General features: G+C 71.8%; 13 protein-coding genes. 9 read left to right on the top strand and 4 right to left on the bottom strand.

The window, feature by feature from the left end; all coding sequences use genetic code 11:
- Nucleotides 1-25: 25 nt before the first annotated feature.
- Together meaB and ACFYO5_RS20485 are read right to left on the bottom strand one after the other, a co-directional pair.
- A complete protein-coding gene (meaB, locus tag ACFYO5_RS20490) occupies nt 26-985 on the bottom strand; it encodes a methylmalonyl Co-A mutase-associated GTPase MeaB (protein WP_356567548.1) in 960 nt (319 codons plus the stop codon).
- A 34-nt stretch (nt 986-1,019) separates the two neighbouring features.
- Nucleotides 1,020-2,231 carry an acetyl-CoA C-acetyltransferase gene (locus ACFYO5_RS20485; RefSeq protein WP_356567549.1) on the bottom strand — a complete coding sequence of 404 codons (1,212 nt, stop codon included), beginning with the start codon at nt 2,229-2,231 and terminating at the stop codon, nt 1,020-1,022.
- A gap of 151 nt (nt 2,232-2,382) precedes the next feature.
- Here ACFYO5_RS20485 and mce point away from each other — a divergent pair, with 151 nt between their 5' ends.
- The 7 genes from mce to ACFYO5_RS20450 all read left to right on the top strand — a co-directional run bounded on the left by mce (nt 2,383) and on the right by ACFYO5_RS20450 (nt 12,212).
- Complete coding sequence (mce, locus tag ACFYO5_RS20480) at nt 2,383-2,823, top strand: methylmalonyl-CoA epimerase (protein WP_388710314.1); 441 nt, start codon at nt 2,383-2,385, stop codon at nt 2,821-2,823.
- 234 nt (nt 2,824-3,057) lie between these two features.
- Complete coding sequence (scy, locus tag ACFYO5_RS20475) at nt 3,058-6,972, top strand: polarized growth protein Scy (RefSeq protein WP_388710312.1); 3,915 nt, start codon at nt 3,058-3,060, stop codon at nt 6,970-6,972.
- Between the two features lie 183 nt (nt 6,973-7,155).
- Complete coding sequence (locus ACFYO5_RS20470; protein ID WP_356567555.1) at nt 7,156-8,091, top strand: cellulose-binding protein; 936 nt, start codon at nt 7,156-7,158, stop codon at nt 8,089-8,091.
- Between the two features lie 117 nt (nt 8,092-8,208).
- Nucleotides 8,209-9,165: an ABC transporter ATP-binding protein gene (locus ACFYO5_RS20465; RefSeq protein WP_388710310.1), complete on the top strand. Its 957-nt coding sequence runs from the start codon at nt 8,209-8,211 to the stop codon at nt 9,163-9,165.
- A gap of 1 nt (nt 9,166) precedes the next feature.
- Nucleotides 9,167-9,937: an ABC transporter permease gene (locus ACFYO5_RS20460; protein ID WP_356567559.1), complete on the top strand. Its 771-nt coding sequence runs from the start codon at nt 9,167-9,169 to the stop codon at nt 9,935-9,937.
- A gap of 110 nt (nt 9,938-10,047) precedes the next feature.
- Nucleotides 10,048-11,346, top strand: coding sequence for an ATP-binding cassette domain-containing protein (locus ACFYO5_RS20455; protein WP_388710307.1), 1,299 nt, complete (start codon nt 10,048-10,050; stop codon nt 11,344-11,346).
- Nucleotides 11,343-12,212, top strand: a complete 870-nt coding sequence (locus tag ACFYO5_RS20450; RefSeq protein ID WP_356567562.1) for an ABC transporter permease — start codon at nt 11,343-11,345, stop codon at nt 12,210-12,212. The genes ACFYO5_RS20455 and ACFYO5_RS20450 overlap by 4 nt, the downstream gene beginning before the upstream one ends.
- Before the next feature lie 6 nt (nt 12,213-12,218).
- Here ACFYO5_RS20450 and ACFYO5_RS20445 read toward each other — a convergent pair whose 3' ends face one another.
- Nucleotides 12,219-12,551 (bottom strand): ATP/GTP-binding protein, encoded by a 333-nt coding sequence (locus ACFYO5_RS20445; protein WP_356567564.1) that lies wholly within the window; start codon nt 12,549-12,551, stop codon nt 12,219-12,221.
- Nucleotides 12,552-12,772: 221 nt separating this feature from the next.
- On the opposite strand from ACFYO5_RS20445, the gene ACFYO5_RS20440 reads away from it, so the two are divergent.
- Nucleotides 12,773-13,801 carry an LLM class flavin-dependent oxidoreductase gene (locus ACFYO5_RS20440; RefSeq protein ID WP_388710305.1) on the top strand — a complete coding sequence of 343 codons (1,029 nt, stop codon included), beginning with the start codon at nt 12,773-12,775 and terminating at the stop codon, nt 13,799-13,801.
- 71 nt (nt 13,802-13,872) lie between these two features.
- Here the strand turns inward: ACFYO5_RS20440 and ACFYO5_RS20435 are convergent, their stop codons facing one another.
- Entirely contained in the window at nt 13,873-14,265 is a 393-nt protein-coding gene (locus ACFYO5_RS20435) for an SCO5389 family protein (protein WP_086773029.1), read from the bottom strand.
- Between the two features lie 308 nt (nt 14,266-14,573).
- Between ACFYO5_RS20435 and nucS the strand changes: the two genes are divergently transcribed.
- Nucleotides 14,574-15,245, top strand: a complete 672-nt coding sequence (gene nucS / locus ACFYO5_RS20430; RefSeq protein WP_356567568.1) for an endonuclease NucS — start codon at nt 14,574-14,576, stop codon at nt 15,243-15,245.
- The last annotated feature ends 15 nt before the right edge of the window (nt 15,246-15,260 follow it).

Here is a 15,260-nt window from a genome sequence, read left to right as displayed (position 1 = left end):
GCCGGTGCGGGCGCCCGGTGCCGCGTCACTCGCCCCGGGTCAGGCCCGTCACCAGTTCGTCCGCCGCCCGGTACGGGTCCAGTTCGCCGGCGACGATCTTCTCCGCGAGTGTGCTCAGACGGCGGTCGCCGTGCAGGTCGCCGATGCGCTCGCGCAGGGCGGTCACGGCGATCGTCTCGACCTCGCGGGCCGCGCGGGCGCGGCGGCGCTCGGCGAGGACACCATGCTCCTCCATCCACGCGCGGTGCTTCTCCAGCGCCTCGACGACCTCGTCGATGCCCTCGGAGCGCGCGGCCACCGTCTTCACGATCGGCGGGCGCCAGTCGCCGGGGGCGCGGGACTCGCCGAGGCCCAGCATGTGGTTCAGCTCGCGGGCGGTGGCGTCGGCGCCGTCGCGGTCGGCCTTGTTGACGACGTACACGTCGCCGATCTCCAGGATTCCGGCCTTGGCGGCCTGGATGCCGTCGCCCATGCCGGGGGCGAGGAGGACCACGCTGGTGTCCGCCTGGGAGGCGATCTCGACCTCGGACTGGCCGACGCCGACCGTCTCGACCAGGATCACCTCGCAGCCCGCCGCGTCCAGGACGCGGATGGCCTGCGGGGCCGACCACGCCAGGCCGCCGAGGTGGCCGCGGGTGGCCATGGAGCGGATGTAGACGCCGGGGTCGGAGGCGTGCTCCGACATCCGCACGCGGTCGCCGAGCAGGGCGCCGCCGGAGAACGGCGAGGACGGGTCGACGGCCAGGACGCCGACCCGCCTGCCCTGCTTGCGGTACGCCGTGACCAGCGCGGAGGTGGACGTCGACTTGCCGACGCCGGGCGAGCCGGTCAGCCCCACCACGTAGGCGTTGCCGGTCAGCGGGGCCAGCGCCGCCATGACCTCCCTGAGCTGCGGCGACGCCCCCTCCACCAGGGAGATCAGCCGGGCCACGGCCCTGGGCCGGCCTTCCCTGGCCTGGGCGACCAGCGAGGAGACGTCCTGCATCACAGCTCCGTTCGGGTAATGACGTACAGGGAACTCAGGCCTTCGGTACCCGCACGATCAGTGCGTCACCCTGGCCGCCGCCGCCGCACAGCGCGGCCGCGCCGATGCCGCCGCCCCGCCGCTTCAGCTCCAGGGCCAGGTGCAGCACGAGCCGGGCGCCGGACATGCCGATGGGGTGGCCGAGGGCGATGGCTCCGCCGTTGACGTTCACCTTCTCCGCCGACACTCCGAGGTCCTTCATCGACTGCACGGCCACGGCGGCGAAGGCCTCGTTGATCTCGACGAGGTCCAGGTCGGAGACGTCCAGGCCGTCCTTCTTCAGGGCGTGCAGGATGGCGTTGGACGGCTGCGACTGGAGCGAGTTGTCCGGGCCCGCCACATTGCCGTGGGCGCCGATCTCGGCGATCCACTCCAGGCCCAGCTCCTGCGCCTTGGCCTTGCTCATCACGACCACGGCCGCGGCGCCGTCGGAGATCTGCGAGGCGGACCCGGCGGTGATGGTGCCGTCCTTGGTGAAGGCCGGGCGGAGCCTGCCGAGCGACTCGGCGGTGGTCTCGGGGCGGATGCCCTCGTCCTTGCTGAAGACGACCGGCTCGCCCTTGCGCTGCGGGATCTCCACCGGCGTGATCTCGGCCTCGAACAGCCCGTTCTTCTGCGCGGCGGCGGCCCGCTGGTGGGAGAGCGCGGCGATCTCGTCCTGCTCGGCGCGGGCGATGCCGAGGCGCGTGTTGTGCTTCTCGGTGGACTCGCCCATGGCGATGTTCTCGAAGGCGTCCGTCAGCCCGTCGTACGCCATCGCGTCGAGCATCTCGATGGCGCCGTACTTGAAGCCCTCGCGGGACTTCGGCAGCAGGTGGGGGGCGTTGGTCATGGACTCCTGGCCGCCCGCCACGACGATGTCGAACTCGCCCGCGCGGATCAGCTGGTCGGCCAGCGCGATGGCGTCGAGGCCGGACAGACACACCTTGTTGACGGTGAGCGCCGGGACGTTCATCGGGATGCCGGCCTTGACCGCGGCCTGCCGGGCCGGGATCTGGCCCGCACCGGCCTGGAGCACCTGGCCCATGATCACGTACTGCACCTGGTCGCCGCCGATCCCCGCACGGTCGAGGGCGGCCTTGATCGCGAAGCCGCCGAGGTCGGCTCCGGAGAAGGACTTCAGGGAACCCAGCAACCGTCCCATGGGCGTACGCGCGCCCGCGACGATCACCGAGGTCGTGCCGTTGGAACCAGTCGAGTCAGTCATGAGCTGCGATTCCCCTTACCGGCCTTGCACGGGCCGAGGAGTGAACGAGGGTTTACTTCGAATGTACTGACCGGTACTGCACCCGTCATCGGGCCGTCGGTGTGATCGCGCGCACGTTGCGTAACCACCTCCGCCGCGCTGCACTGACACCATGCTGACGCGAATCGACCACATCGGGATCGCCTGTCACGACCTCGACGCCACCGTCGAGTTCTACCGGGCGACGTACGGCTTCGAGGTGTTCCACTCCGAGGTCAACGAGGAGCAGGGCGTACGCGAGGCCATGCTCAAGATCAACGATACGTCCGACGGCGGCGCCTCGTACCTCCAGCTGCTGGAACCGACCCGCGAGGACTCCACCGTCGCCAAGTGGCTCGCCAAGAACGGCGAGGGCGTCCACCACATCGCCTTCGGCACGGCGGACGTCGACGCCGACTCCGCGGACATCCGCGACAAGGGCGTACGCGTGCTCTACGAGGAGCCCCGGATCGGCTCCATGGGGTCACGGATCACCTTCCTTCACCCAAAGGATTGCCATGGAGTACTGACAGAACTGGTCACATCGGCGCCCGTTGAGTCACCTGAGCACTGACCCTCGTACATATGGGCCGGTAGGGTTGGGGTCGGTCGCCGCTCCAGCCAGGGCGACCGGCGTCCTGCCGTCATGTCGGCAGGACTTCCGGGGTCCGGGTTTCGGGGGACGAGCGTCGGGGCGACAGCCCGTGCTCCGCCGTTGATCTGACACCATTCCCCGGGGGCCCCGTCCTGCGAACGGACGGAGCTCGTACGGAGAAGGTTGCGACCAGGGGACGGATGGGACCGCGCAGTGCGGGGCTACGAGAGCCAGGAGCGGGAGCCGGCGGCTGACGTCGACCACCTCACTCGGTTCGAAGCCGAGATGAAGCGGCTGAAGACCGAGCGGGAAAAGGCGATCCAGCACGCCGAGGACCTCGGCTACCAGGTCGAGGTGCTGCGCGCCAAGTTGCACGAGGCGCGGCGCACCATCATGTCCCGCCCCTCCTTCGACGGCGGGGACCTCGGCTACCAGGCCGAGCAGTTGCTGCGTAATGCGCAGATGCAGGCCGACCAGCTCCGCGCGGACGCCGAGCGGGAGCTGAGCCAGGCCCGCTCGCAGACCCAGCGCATCCTCCAGGAGCACGCCGAACAGGCCGCCCGGCTCCAGGCGGAGCTGCACCAGGAGGCCGTCACCCGCCGCCAGCAGCTCGACCAGGAGCTGGCCGAGCGCCGGCAGACCGTCGAGTCGCACGTCAACGAGAACGTGGCGTGGGCCGAGCAGCTGCGCGCCCGCACCGAGACCCAGGCCCGCCGTCTCCTGGAGGAGTCGCGCGCCGAGGCCGAGCAGGCGCTGGCGGCCGCCCGCGCCGAGGCCGAGCGGGTCACCACCGAGGCCCGGCAGCGGCTCCAGAGCGAGGCCGAGACGGCCCGCGCCGAGGCCGAGCAGTTGCTGCGCCGCGCCCGCGCGGACGCCGAGCGCCTGCTGAACGCCGCCTCCACCCAGGCCCAGGAGGCCACCGACCACGCCGAGGCACTGCGCAGCTCCACGGCCACCGAGTCCGACGCCGCCCGCCGGCAGGCGACCGAGCTGAGCCGGACCGCCGAGCAGCGCATGGCGGAGGCCGAGGAGGCGCTGCGCAAGGCGCAGTCCGAGGCCGAGAAGGTCGTCGCGGAGGCCAAGGCCGCCGCCGAGAAGACCCTCTCCGGCGCCGAGTCCGCCAACGAACAGCGCACCCGTACGGCGAAGGAGCAGGTCGCCCGGCTGGTCAGCGAGGCCACCAAGGAGGCCGAGGCCACCAAGGCGGACGCCGAGCAGCTCGTCGCCGACGCCCGCGCCGAGGCCGAGAAGCTCCTCGCCGAGGCCGCCGAGAAGGCCCGCACGCTCACCGCCGAGGAGAGCGCCACCCAGCTGTCGAAGGCGGCCAAGACCGCCGAGGACGTCCTCAACAAGGCGCAGGAGGACGCGCAGCGCACCACGAAGGCCGCCGCCGAGGAGGCCGAGCGGATCCGCCGGGAGGCGGAGACCGAGGCCGACCGGCTGCGCTCCGAGGCGCACGACATCGCCGAGGAGCTGAAGGGCGCGGCGAAGGACGACACCAAGGAGTACCGGGCCAGGACGGTCGAGCTGCAGGAGGAGGCCCGCCGGCTGCGCGGCGAGGCCGAGCAGCTGCGCGCCGACGCGGTCGCCGAGGGCGAGAAGATCCGCGCGGAGGCCCGCAAGGAGGCCGTCCAGCAGATCGAGGAGGCGGCCAAGACCGCCGAGGAACTGCTGGCCAAGGCCCGTCAGGACGCCGACGAGCTGCGCCAGAAGGCCACCGCGGACAGCGAGAAGGTCCGTACGGAGGCCATCGAGCGGGCCACCACGCTGCGCCGGCAGGCCGAGGAGACCCTGGAGCGCACCCGCAAGGAGGCCGAGCGCCACCGTGCCGAGGCCGTCGAGCAGGCCGAGGGCATCACGGCGGACGCCGAACGGGCCGCGCTCGCCCTGCGCGAGGAGGCCGAGCGCGCCGTCGAGGCGCGGCAGGCGGAGGCCGCCGAGGAGCTGACCCGGCTGCACGGCGAGGCGGAGACCCGGCTCGCCGCCGCCGAGGAGGCGCTCACCGACGCCCGCCAGGAGGCCGAGCGGATCCGCCGCGAGGCCGCCGAGGAGACCGAGCGGCTGCGCGGCGAGGCCGCCGAGCGGATCCGTACGCTCCAGCAGCAGGCCGAGACCGAGGCCGACCGGCTGCGCAACGAGGCCGCCGCGGACGCGTCCGCCTCGCGCGCCGAGGCCGAGTCCGTCGCCGTCCGGCTGCGGTCGGAGGCGGCCGCCGAGGCGGAGCGGCTGCGGACCGAGGCGCAGGACTCCGCCGACCGGGTGCGCGCGGAGGCGCAGGCCGCCGCCGAGCGGCTGGCCGCCGAGGCGTCCGAGACGCTGGCCGCCGCCCAGGAGGAGGCCACCCGGCGCCGCCGCGAGGCCGAGGACTACCTCGGCGCGGCCCGCCAGGAGGCCGACCAGGAGCGCGAGCGGGCCCGCGAGCAGAGCGAGGAGCTGCTGGCGTCGGCGCGAAAGCGCGTGGAGGACGCCCAGGCCGAGGCCGTGCGGCTGGTGGAGGAGGCCGACCGGCGCGCCACCGAGATGGTGTCGGCGGCCGAGCAGCACGCGCAGCAGGTACGGGACTCCGTGGCCGGGCTGCACGAGCAGGCGCAGGAGGAGATCACCGGGCTGCGTTCCGCCGCCGAGCACGCGGCCGACCGTGTCCGCCGCGAGGCCGAGGAGGAGGCGGGCCGGGTCCGCGCCGACGCGTACTCCGAGCGGGAGCGGGCCGCGGAGGACGCGAGCCGGCTGCGGCGGGAGGCGAGCGAGGAGACCGAGGCGGCCAGGGCGCTGGCCGAGCGGACCGTCGGCGAGGCCATCGCGGAGGCCGAGCGGCTGCGTTCGGAGGCGTCGGCGCACGCCCAGCGGGTGCGCACGGAGGCCTCGGACACCATCGCGCAGGCCGAGCAGGACGCGTCGCGCACCCGGGCCGACGCCCGTGACGACGCCAACCGCATCCGGTCGGACGCGGCGACGCAGGCCGACACCCTCATCACGGAGGCGCGTTCCGAGGCGGAGCGGCTCCAGACGGAGACCATCGCCGAGGCGGAGCGGCTCCAGTCGGAGACGGTCGCGGAGGCCGAGCGGGTCCGTACCGAGGCGATCGAGGAGGCCGAGCGGCTGCGCGCCGAGTCGGTGGCGAAGGCGGAGAAGCTCATCGGGGACGCCTCCGGCGACGCGGAGCGGCTGCGCGCCGAGGCCGCCGAGACCGTGGGTACGGCGCGCCAGCACGCCGAGCGGGTGCGCACCGAGGCGGAACGGGTCAAGCGGGAGGCGGCGGCGGAGGCCGACCGCATGCTGAGCGTGGCCCGCGACGAGATCGACTCCACGCTCGACGAGGCCCGCAAGGAGGCCAACAAGCGGCGCTCCGAGGCCGCCGAGCAGGTCGACACGCTCATCACGGAGACCGCGGCCGAGGCGGACAAGCTGCTCACCGAGGCCCAGCAGCAGGCGCTGAAGACCACCGCGGAGGCGGAGGCCCAGGCCGACACGATGGTCGGCGCGGCCCGTAGCGAGGCCGAGCGGCTGGTCGCCGAGGCGACGGTCGAGGGCAACTCGCGGGTGGAGAAGGCCCGTACGGACGCGGACGAGCTGCTCGTCGGCGCCCGCCGGGACGCGACCGCCATAAGGGAGCGGGCCGAGGAGCTGCGCGACCGCATCACCTCCGAGATCGAGGAGCTGCACGAGCGGGCCCGCCGCGAGGCCGCCGAGACGATGAGGTCGACCGGCGACCGCTGCGACGCGCTCATCAAGGCCGCCGAGGAGCAGCTCGGCAAGGCTCAGGCGCGGGCCAAGGAGCTGGTGTCGGAGGCGAACTCGGAGGCCGGCAAGGTCCGGATCGCCGCCGTGAAGAAGGCCGAGGGGCTCCTCAAGGAGGCCGAGCAGAAGAAGGCCACCCTGATCCGCGAGGCCGAGGAGCTGAAGGCCGAGGCGATCCGCGAGGCCCGGCGCACGGTCGAGGAGGGCAAGCGGGAGCTGGAGGTCCTGGTGCGGCGCCGCGAGGACATCAACGCCGAGATCTCGCGCGTCCAGGACGTGCTGGAGGCGCTGGAGTCCTTCGAGGCCCCGCCGGCGAGCAAGGACGGCGGCGTCAAGGCGGGCGCGACGGTGGGTGCTCCACGATCGGGTGGCAAGTCCTCGGACCACTAGCCGAGTGTGGGCGTTGCGTTGGAGTCTGGGGCCTTTGCCCAAGTCTTTGGCAAGCCGTCTGGCGCTTAGCCACCCAAAAGGGGTCTCATTCTCCGTATCAAACGCGCATCCGCTCGATGACACACCGCTTCGGCCCCTAGGATTCCACCTATCACCTCACCGGTCTCATTCGACAGGAACCCCATGAGCGACACTTCCCCCTACGGCTTCGAGCTTGTGCGGCGTGGGTACGACCGCGCTCAGGTGGACGAACGCATCTCGAAGCTCGTCTCCGACCGTGACAGCGCTCTGGCCCGTATCACTGCTCTGGAAAAGCGCATCGAGGAGCTTCACCTCGAGACACAGAACGCCCAGGCCCAGATGAGCGACGCAGAGCCGTCGTACGCCGGTCTCGGCGCGCGTGTCGAGAAGATCCTCCGCCTCGCCGAGGAGGAGGCCAAGGATCTGCGCGAGGAGGCCCGTCGCGCGGCCGAGCAGCACCGCGAGCTGGCCGAGTCGGCGGCCCAGCAGGTGCGCAACGACGCGGAGTCGTTCGCCGCCGAGCGCAAGGCCAAGGCCGAGGACGAGGGCGTCCGCGTCATCGAGAAGGCCAAGAGCGACGCCTCGCAGCTGCGTTCCGAGGCTCAGAAGGACGCGCAGTCCAAGCGTGAGGAGGCCGACGCCCTCTTCGAGGAGACCCGCGCCAAGGCCGCGCAGGCCGCCGCCGACTTCGAGACGAACCTCGCCAAGCGCCGCGAGCAGTCCGAGCGCGACCTGGCGTCCCGTCAGCAGAAGGCGGAGAAGCGTCTCGCGGAGATCGAGCACCGCGCGGAGCAGCTGCGTCTGGAGGCGGAGAAGCTGCGCACGGACGCCGAGCGCCGGGCCCGTCAGACCGTCGAGACGGCGCAGCGCCAGGCCGAGGACATCGTGGCCGACGCGAACGCCAAGGCGGACCGCATCCGTTCGGAATCGGAGCGCGAGCTGGCGGCTCTCACCAACCGCCGCGACTCGATCAACGCCCAGCTGACGAACGTGCGCGAGATGCTCGCCACCCTCACGGGCGCCGCGGTGGCCGCGGCCGGCTCCCCCACCGAGGACGAGCCGATCTCCCGTGGTGTGCCGGCGCAGCAGACCCGGTAGTCACCGAGCGGTGAGGGGCGGTGGGACTCGGGTCCCGCCGCCCCTTTCACGTCGGCTTCGGCCGCCGTTCGCCCGCCTGGGTTGGCACCGGCCGTGGACCGGCCCTAGCGTGGCCGCATGATCGAGCTAGAAGGCCTGACCAAACGGTACGGCGAGAAAGTGGCGGTCAACAATCTGACCTTCACCGTCAGACCGGGCATCGTCACGGGCTTCCTCGGTCCCAACGGCGCCGGCAAGTCGACCACCATGCGGATGATGCTGGGCCTGGACCGGCCGACCGCCGGGGACGTCCGGATCGACGGGCAGCACTACGACCGGCTCAAGGACCCGCTGAAGTACATCGGCGCCCTGCTGGACGCCAAGGCCATGCACGGCGGGCGCAGCGCCTTCCACCACCTGCTGTGCCTGGCGCAGAGCAACGGCATCCCGGCCGGCCGGGTGCACGAGGTGCTGGAGACCGTCGGTCTGACCTCGGTGGCGAGGAAGAAGGCCAAGGGCTTCTCGCTGGGCATGGGGCAGCGGCTCGGCATCGCGGGCGCGCTCCTCGGCGACCCGCGGATCCTGATGTTCGACGAGCCGGTCAACGGCCTCGACCCCGAGGGCATCCACTGGATCCGCAACCTGATGAAGTCGCTCGCCGCGCAGGGCCGCACCGTGTTCGTCTCCTCCCACCTGATGAGCGAGATGGCGCTGACCGCCGACCACCTCGTCGTCATCGGCCAGGGCCGACTGCTCGCCGACACCTCGATGGCCGATTTCATCGCGCAGAACTCACGGGCGTACGTCCGCATCCGCACCCCTCAGCGGGAACGGCTGCTGGATGTGCTGCACGGGGCCGGGGTCACCGTCGTGGAGGCCGGCGGCGAGGTGCTGGAGGTGGACGGGAGCACGTCGGAGCGGATCGGCGAGCTGGCCGCGCAGCACCAGATCGTGCTGCACGAGCTGAGTCCTCAGCGGGCCTCCCTGGAGGAGGCGTTCATGCGGCTGACCGCCGAGTCGGTCGAGTACCACGCGCACAGCGACGCCCCCGCGGAGCAGCGGGAACCGTGGGGCGACGAAGGGAGGAAGGACTGAGATGGCGGCGACCCAGGTCATCCGTTCGGAGTGGACGAAGATCCGTTCCGTGGCGTCCACCGTCTGGACGCTGTCCCTCGCCGTGGTGGTCACCATCGCCCTCGGCATGCTGATCTCGGCGCTGTCGAAGAACGAGTTCGACGACATGAGCCGGGGCGACCAGCTCTCCTTCGACCCGACGTTCATCAGCTTCGCCGGGATGAGTCTCGGCCAGCTCGCGATGATCGTGTTCGGGGTGCTCGTGGTGGCCAACGAGTACAGCACCGGCATGATCCGCACCTCGCTGGCGGCGGTTCCGCAGCGTGGCACCTTCCTGTTCAGCAAGATCGCGGTGGCGACCGTGCTCGCGCTCGTCGTGGGGTTGGTGACCAGCTTCGTCGCCTTCTTCCTCGGGCAGGCCATGCTCGGCGAGCACAGGGCGTCGATCGGCGACAGCGGTGTGCTGCGGGCGGTCATCGGCGGCGGTCTCTACATGACGCTGATCGCGGTGTTCTCGATGGGCGTGGCCGTGATGCTGCGCTCGCCGATGCTGTCGCTGGGCATCCTGATGCCGTTCTTCTTCCTGATCTCGCAGATCCTGGGCAACGTCGACGCGACGAAGACGTTCGGCCAGTACCTGCCCGACCAGGCGGGCAGCAGGATCATGCAGGTGGTCACCCCGTTCGACGACGACACCCCGTACGGTCCCTGGGGCGGGCTGGCGATCATGGCGGCCTGGGTGGTGGCGGCGCTCGCGGGCGGATACCTGCTCCTGAGGAAACGCGATGCGTGAAGCTCTGGGTTTTACTTTGATTTGAGCGGAACCGTCAGCGCCTCGATATCCTCCTAAGCCTTACGGGGGCGTGTGCCCTGCTGTCCTGAACCTTTCGATGGGTGCGGAGCATGATCGAGGCAGTCGGCCTGACCAAGCGCTATGGCGACAAGACCGCTGTGTACAACCTTTCCTTCCAGGTGCGGCCCGGTGCCGTCACCGGCTTCCTCGGGCCCAACGGCTCGGGCAAGTCCACGACGATGCGCATGATCCTGGGCCTGGACAACCCGACCGCGGGCTCGGTGACGATCAGCGGCTACCCGTACCGGAAGCTGCCGAACGCGCCCCGCCAGGTCGGCGCCCTGCTGGACGCCAAGGCCGTGCACGGCGGCCGGCACGCCCGCAACCATCTGCTCAGCCTCGCCCAGCTCTCGGGCATCCCGGGCCGGCGGGTGGACGAGGTGCTCGGCGTGGTCGGCCTCCAGGACGTGGCGAGGAAGCGGTCCAAGGGCTTCTCGCTCGGCATGGGCCAGCGGCTCGGCATCGCCGCCGCGCTCCTCGGCGACCCCCAGGTGCTGCTGTTCGACGAGCCGGTCAACGGCCTCGACCCCGAGGGCATCCTCTGGGTGCGCAATCTGATGAGGTCCCTCGCCGCGGAGGGCCGGACCGTCTTCGTCTCCTCGCACCTCATGAGCGAGATGGCGCTGACCGCGGACCACCTGATCGTCATCGGACGCGGACAGCTCCTCGCCGACATGAGCGTCACCGACTTCATCTCGGCCAACTCCGCGGACTTCGCGCGCGTGCGCACCCCGCACACCGAGCCGCAGCTGCGCGAGAAGCTCGCCGGCGCGCTCACCGAGGCGGGCGGTCACGTCATGCCCGAGCAGGACGGTGCCCTGCGCGTGACCGGCCTGCCGCTCCCCCGCATCAGCGACATCGCCCACGGCGCGGACGTACGTCTGTGGGAGCTGTCGCCGCACCAGGCCTCGCTGGAGGAGGCCTACATGCGGATGACGCAGGGGGCCGTCGACTACCGGTCGACGACCGACCAGAAGGCCGGACTCCAGCAGCCGCTGCCGCCGGGCGCGCAGCCGCCGATGCCGGTGCCCGGCCAGGGCCAGCCCGGCTGGTACGCCCCGCCGCCCCCGCAGCAGGGCTACGCGCTCCCGCAGCAGGGCTACGCGCCCGCCCAGCCGCCCGTCGCGGGCGTCGCTCAGGGCCCGTACGGCGCCGCGCCGGGCACGCCCAACCCGTACGCGCAGCCGGGCGCACCGGCGGCTCCCGCCCCGGCGCCCGTCGCACCCGCGCAGCCCCCCGTGGCACCCGAACAGCCCCCCACGGCCCCGGCAGCGGCTCCGCAGGCGTCGGAGCGGCCCGCCGCGGCGCCGCAGGCATCCGCCCCGACCACGACCGAGGACGCCCGATGAGCACGCCCCAGACCCCGGCCCCGCAGGCCGCGCCCGCCTGGCAGGCGGCGCCCGGCCCCTCGTATCCCGGCTACACCTCGCCGATCCCCGTCGTGCGCACGCACCTCGGGCATGCCGTCGCCTCGGAGTGGACGAAGATCCGGTCGGTGCGCTCCACGATGTGGACGCTGGGCGTGTTCGTCCTGCTCGTCGTCGGCATCGGGCTGCTGACCGCCGCGCTCGTCTCCGCGAGCGCCTCCGAGGGCGACGTGGCGGGCGAGAACCCGCTGTCGTTCGGCTTCTTCGGGCTGCTCCTGGGGAGCATCTGCGTCATCACGCTCGGCGTGATGACGACCGCCTCGGAGTACGGCACCGGCATGATCCGCACCACGATGGTGGCCTGCCCGTCCAGGGGCCGCGTGCTCGGCGCGAAGGCCGTCGTGTTCTTCCTCGTCGCCTTCGTGGTGACGCTGGTGTCGTCCCTGTTCGTCGCCCTGGTCGACGTGGCCCTGCTGACGGACGCCAGGGACCCCTCCACCGGTGAATGGCTGAAGGGCACCGTCGGCGTGTCCCTCTACATCGCGCTGCTCGGCCTGCTCTCGCTCGCGATGGGCTCGATCATCCGGCACTCGGCGGGCGCCATCACGATCATGATCGGCCTCGTCCTGGCGCCGCTGGTGATCGCCCTGTTCATGTTCTCGTCCTCGCTGGAGGACCTGCGCGAGGCCCTGTTCGAGTACTCGATCCCGAACCAGATGAGCGTCTTCTACTCCACCTCGCTGACGGAGACCGGCCCGGCCGGCTGGGACCCGCTGTGGATCGCGCTCGGCGTGGCGGCCGCCGCCCTCGGCGCCGCCTTCGCCCTGCTGGAGAAGCGCGACGTCTGAGGCCCTCTAGAACCTCGGCGCGTTACGGGACCGCCGCACCCCCGGGGTGCGGCGGTCCCGCGCGTTCCAGCACGCCTTGTGCCAGTGCCGACGGTCGTCGACGCCCGCGTGCTCGGGCCACACGACGACGTGCGGCACCCCGTCGGGGATCATCTGGTCACAACCGGGACAGCGGTAGGTCTTGCCCTGCGCGCTCGCGCCCGCCACGTGCCGCACACTCCACACCTCACCGGCCCAGCCGGCGCTGGACTGCCAGCCGCCGTAACGGCTCGCACGATCGTCCTCGGCGCTCCGGCCGGACGAGTCGTCGCCCTTGGGGCGGTTGCGACGCGGAGACAAGGGACACCTCACGGGGCTATACAGGGTGCAGGGTTGCGGACCAGCCTACGCGGAGCCGACAGGGGTACCCGTGGCGAACCTGTCCCCGTGGGCGCCCTTCCGGACGGCTCATTCTCCAGACAATCCGCAAATCTCCCCGTGAGCCGTGTCCTCGGCACGTGTCGGGCGGTTATGCCGGGCGGGGGAGCTCCGCGTCGGAGCCAAGGAAGCAGGAAAGTGCCATGCGTGTTGGAAGTTTCGTGTTGGCGGCCCAGTTCCCGGGGCAGGGCCAGGGGGAGGCGCTGCACCGCGCGGTCCGCTCCGCGGAGGTCGCCGAGGAGGCGGGTCTGGACTCCGTCTGGCTGGCCGAGCACCACTTCGTGCCGTACGGCACCTGTCCGTCCGCGATCACCCTGGCAGCCGTGCTGCTGGGCCGCACCCGGCGCATCCGGGTGGGCACGGCGGTGAGCGTGCTGCCCACCGCGCACCCCGTCGCCCTCGGCGAGCAGGCCGCGCTGCTCCATCTGACGACCGGCGGCCGCTTCTCCCTGGGCGTGGGGCGGGGCGGCCCCTGGGTCGACCTGGAGGTGTTCGGCTCGGGCCTCAAGGCGTACGAGTCGGGGTTCGCGGAATCACTCGATCTGCTGGTGCGCTGGCTGCGCGAACCGTCCGTGGGGGCGGACGGCGAGCGTTTCCGCTTCCGCGAGGTCCCCGTCGTCCCGCGGCCCTCGGAGGCCCTGACGGACGGGGCGGGGCCGGAGGTGGTCGTCGCGTGCACCTCCCCGGCGAGTGTGCGGCTGGCCGCCGAGCGGGGCCTGCCGATGCTGCTCGGCATGCACATCGGGGACGAGGAGAAGGCCGAGATGGTCGCCCTGTGGCGGCAGCACGCGCGCGCCGCCGGGCGGCCCGCCGCGGAGGTCCGGGACGCCGGCCATGTCTCGGCGGGCGTCTGCCAGATCGCGGACCGCCGCACCGACGCGGCGGAGACGCTGGTGAAGGCGATGCCGGGCTGGCTGAAGCAGGGCCTCGACGCCCATGTGACGGTGGACGGCCGGGCCCGCGGCATGCGGGACCCGGTGGCGTACACCGAACTCCTCTGCGGGCTGCACCCGGTGGGCACCCCTCGGCTGTGCGTCGACCGTCTCGCGGCCACCAGCGAGCGAACCGGCATCTCGCGCTTCGCGCTGCTCGTCGAGGGCTCCGGCGACCTGGCGGCCACGGAGGAGAACGTACGGCGGCTGGGCTCGGAGGTCCTCCCCCACCTCCGGTGAGCGGCCCCGCCGCCGAGAAGCTTGCCGCTCCCCGCCAAGTCCTCCCGTGTCGGGAGCGGCAAGCGAGAGCCTCAGCAGTCCCGGAACTCCGGGGACTGGTTGAGCACCTGACTGCGGACCGACGTGAAGCGGGACAGCGACTCGTCGACCGACGTGTCCAACGGGAACACCGCCACCCGGTGGCAGTTCTGGAAGGCCAGCCGTACACCGAAGTGCCGCTGCAGGGCGCCGCGTATCGCGTCACTCGCCAGCGCTCGCAGCAACTGCCCGCGTGCCTGCTCGTCCGGCGGGGGCGTCTGGTTGTCGGCGAACTTGCCGCCGTCCACCTTCAGCTGGGCCACCAGGGAACTGATCATCTCCCATGCGTAGGGCAGGGAGGTCCGGACGCAGTCGACGAATTCTGCTTCGTCGACCTCGCCTCGCTCGGCCTGTTCGAGTAGGGCCGGTGAGACGTCGAGCGACATGGGTACTCCTCTCGCACCCCCGAGGCGCAGGGGTTGCCGGACAGGGAAAGGGAGTTCGCCATGCACAGACAGCGAGCACGCTGAGTACACGCATCGCGACCTCCCGTTCTCTACGGTAGGCAACGGACCGTGACCGCACCAGGAGAACGGGCACATAGGGAGCCGCGGTGGGGCGCAGTATCGGCCACTGTCGAACCTGTGTTTTCCAGGTGAAATCGCGCGGCTCCCGGGGCCACCGTGAGCGGTGGTGAAGGGAGACCGCCGGGCGAATCGCGTGGCGCCCGGGGTGTCGAGTAGCGTTGCCGACCATGCGTCTCGTCATCGCCCGGTGCTCCGTGGACTACGCGGGCCGGCTCACCGCCCACCTCCCCTCCGCCCCCCGTCTGATCCTGGTGAAGGCGGACGGCAGCGTCTCGATCCACGCGGACGACCGGGCCTACAAGCCCCTCAACTGGATGTCTCCGCCCTGCACGCTGAAGGAGGGCACGGACGCGGAGGACGGCGTCTGGACCGTCGTCAACAAAGCGGGCGAGAAGCTGATCATCACGATGGAGGAGATCCTCCACGACTCGTCCCATGAACTCGGCGTCGATCCCGGCCTGGTCAAGGACGGCGTGGAAGCACACCTCCAGGAACTCCTCGCGGACCGCATCGAGATCCTCGGCGAGGGCTACACCCTGATCCGCCGCGAGTACATGACGGCCATCGGCCCCGTCGACATCCTCTGCCGCGACGCCGAGGGCCGGACCGTCGCGGTCGAGATCAAACGACGCGGCGAGATCGACGGCGTCGAGCAACTCACCCGCTATCTGGAGTTGTTGAACCGCGATCCCCACCTGGCGCCGGTGCGGGGCGTGTTCGCCGCGCAGGAGATCAAGCCGCAGGCCCGCGTCCTGGCCACGGACCGCGGCATCGGCTGCCAGGTCCTCGACTACAACGCGATGCGCGGCATCGAGGACGACAAGCTGCGGCTGTTCTGAGGCGGACCCGACGAC

Origin of the sequence: Streptomyces sp. NPDC006259 (assembly GCF_042870975.1) — a bacterium.
Classification (GTDB): Bacteria; Actinomycetota; Actinomycetes; order Streptomycetales; family Streptomycetaceae; genus Streptomyces.
The sequence above is the reverse complement of the archived record's forward strand: the minus strand, read 5'-3'. Positions and strand labels throughout refer to the sequence as shown.

Coding starts and splice junctions, on each gene's coding strand:
- meaB (WP_356567548.1), bottom strand. CDS start 985: ATGCAGGACGTCTCCTCGCTGGTCGCCCAGGCCAGGGAAGGCCGGCCC.
- ACFYO5_RS20485 (WP_356567549.1), bottom strand. CDS start 2,231: ATGACTGACTCGACTGGTTCCAACGGCACGACCTCGGTGATCGTCGCG.
- mce (WP_388710314.1), top strand. CDS start 2,383: ATGCTGACGCGAATCGACCACATCGGGATCGCCTGTCACGACCTCGAC.
- ACFYO5_RS20470 (WP_356567555.1), top strand. CDS start 7,156: ATGAGCGACACTTCCCCCTACGGCTTCGAGCTTGTGCGGCGTGGGTAC.
- ACFYO5_RS20465 (WP_388710310.1), top strand. CDS start 8,209: ATGATCGAGCTAGAAGGCCTGACCAAACGGTACGGCGAGAAAGTGGCG.
- ACFYO5_RS20460 (WP_356567559.1), top strand. CDS start 9,167: ATGGCGGCGACCCAGGTCATCCGTTCGGAGTGGACGAAGATCCGTTCC.
- ACFYO5_RS20455 (WP_388710307.1), top strand. CDS start 10,048: ATGATCGAGGCAGTCGGCCTGACCAAGCGCTATGGCGACAAGACCGCT.
- ACFYO5_RS20450 (WP_356567562.1), top strand. CDS start 11,343: ATGAGCACGCCCCAGACCCCGGCCCCGCAGGCCGCGCCCGCCTGGCAG.
- ACFYO5_RS20440 (WP_388710305.1), top strand. CDS start 12,773: ATGCGTGTTGGAAGTTTCGTGTTGGCGGCCCAGTTCCCGGGGCAGGGC.
- ACFYO5_RS20435 (WP_086773029.1), bottom strand. CDS start 14,265: ATGTCGCTCGACGTCTCACCGGCCCTACTCGAACAGGCCGAGCGAGGC.
- nucS (WP_356567568.1), top strand. CDS start 14,574: ATGCGTCTCGTCATCGCCCGGTGCTCCGTGGACTACGCGGGCCGGCTC.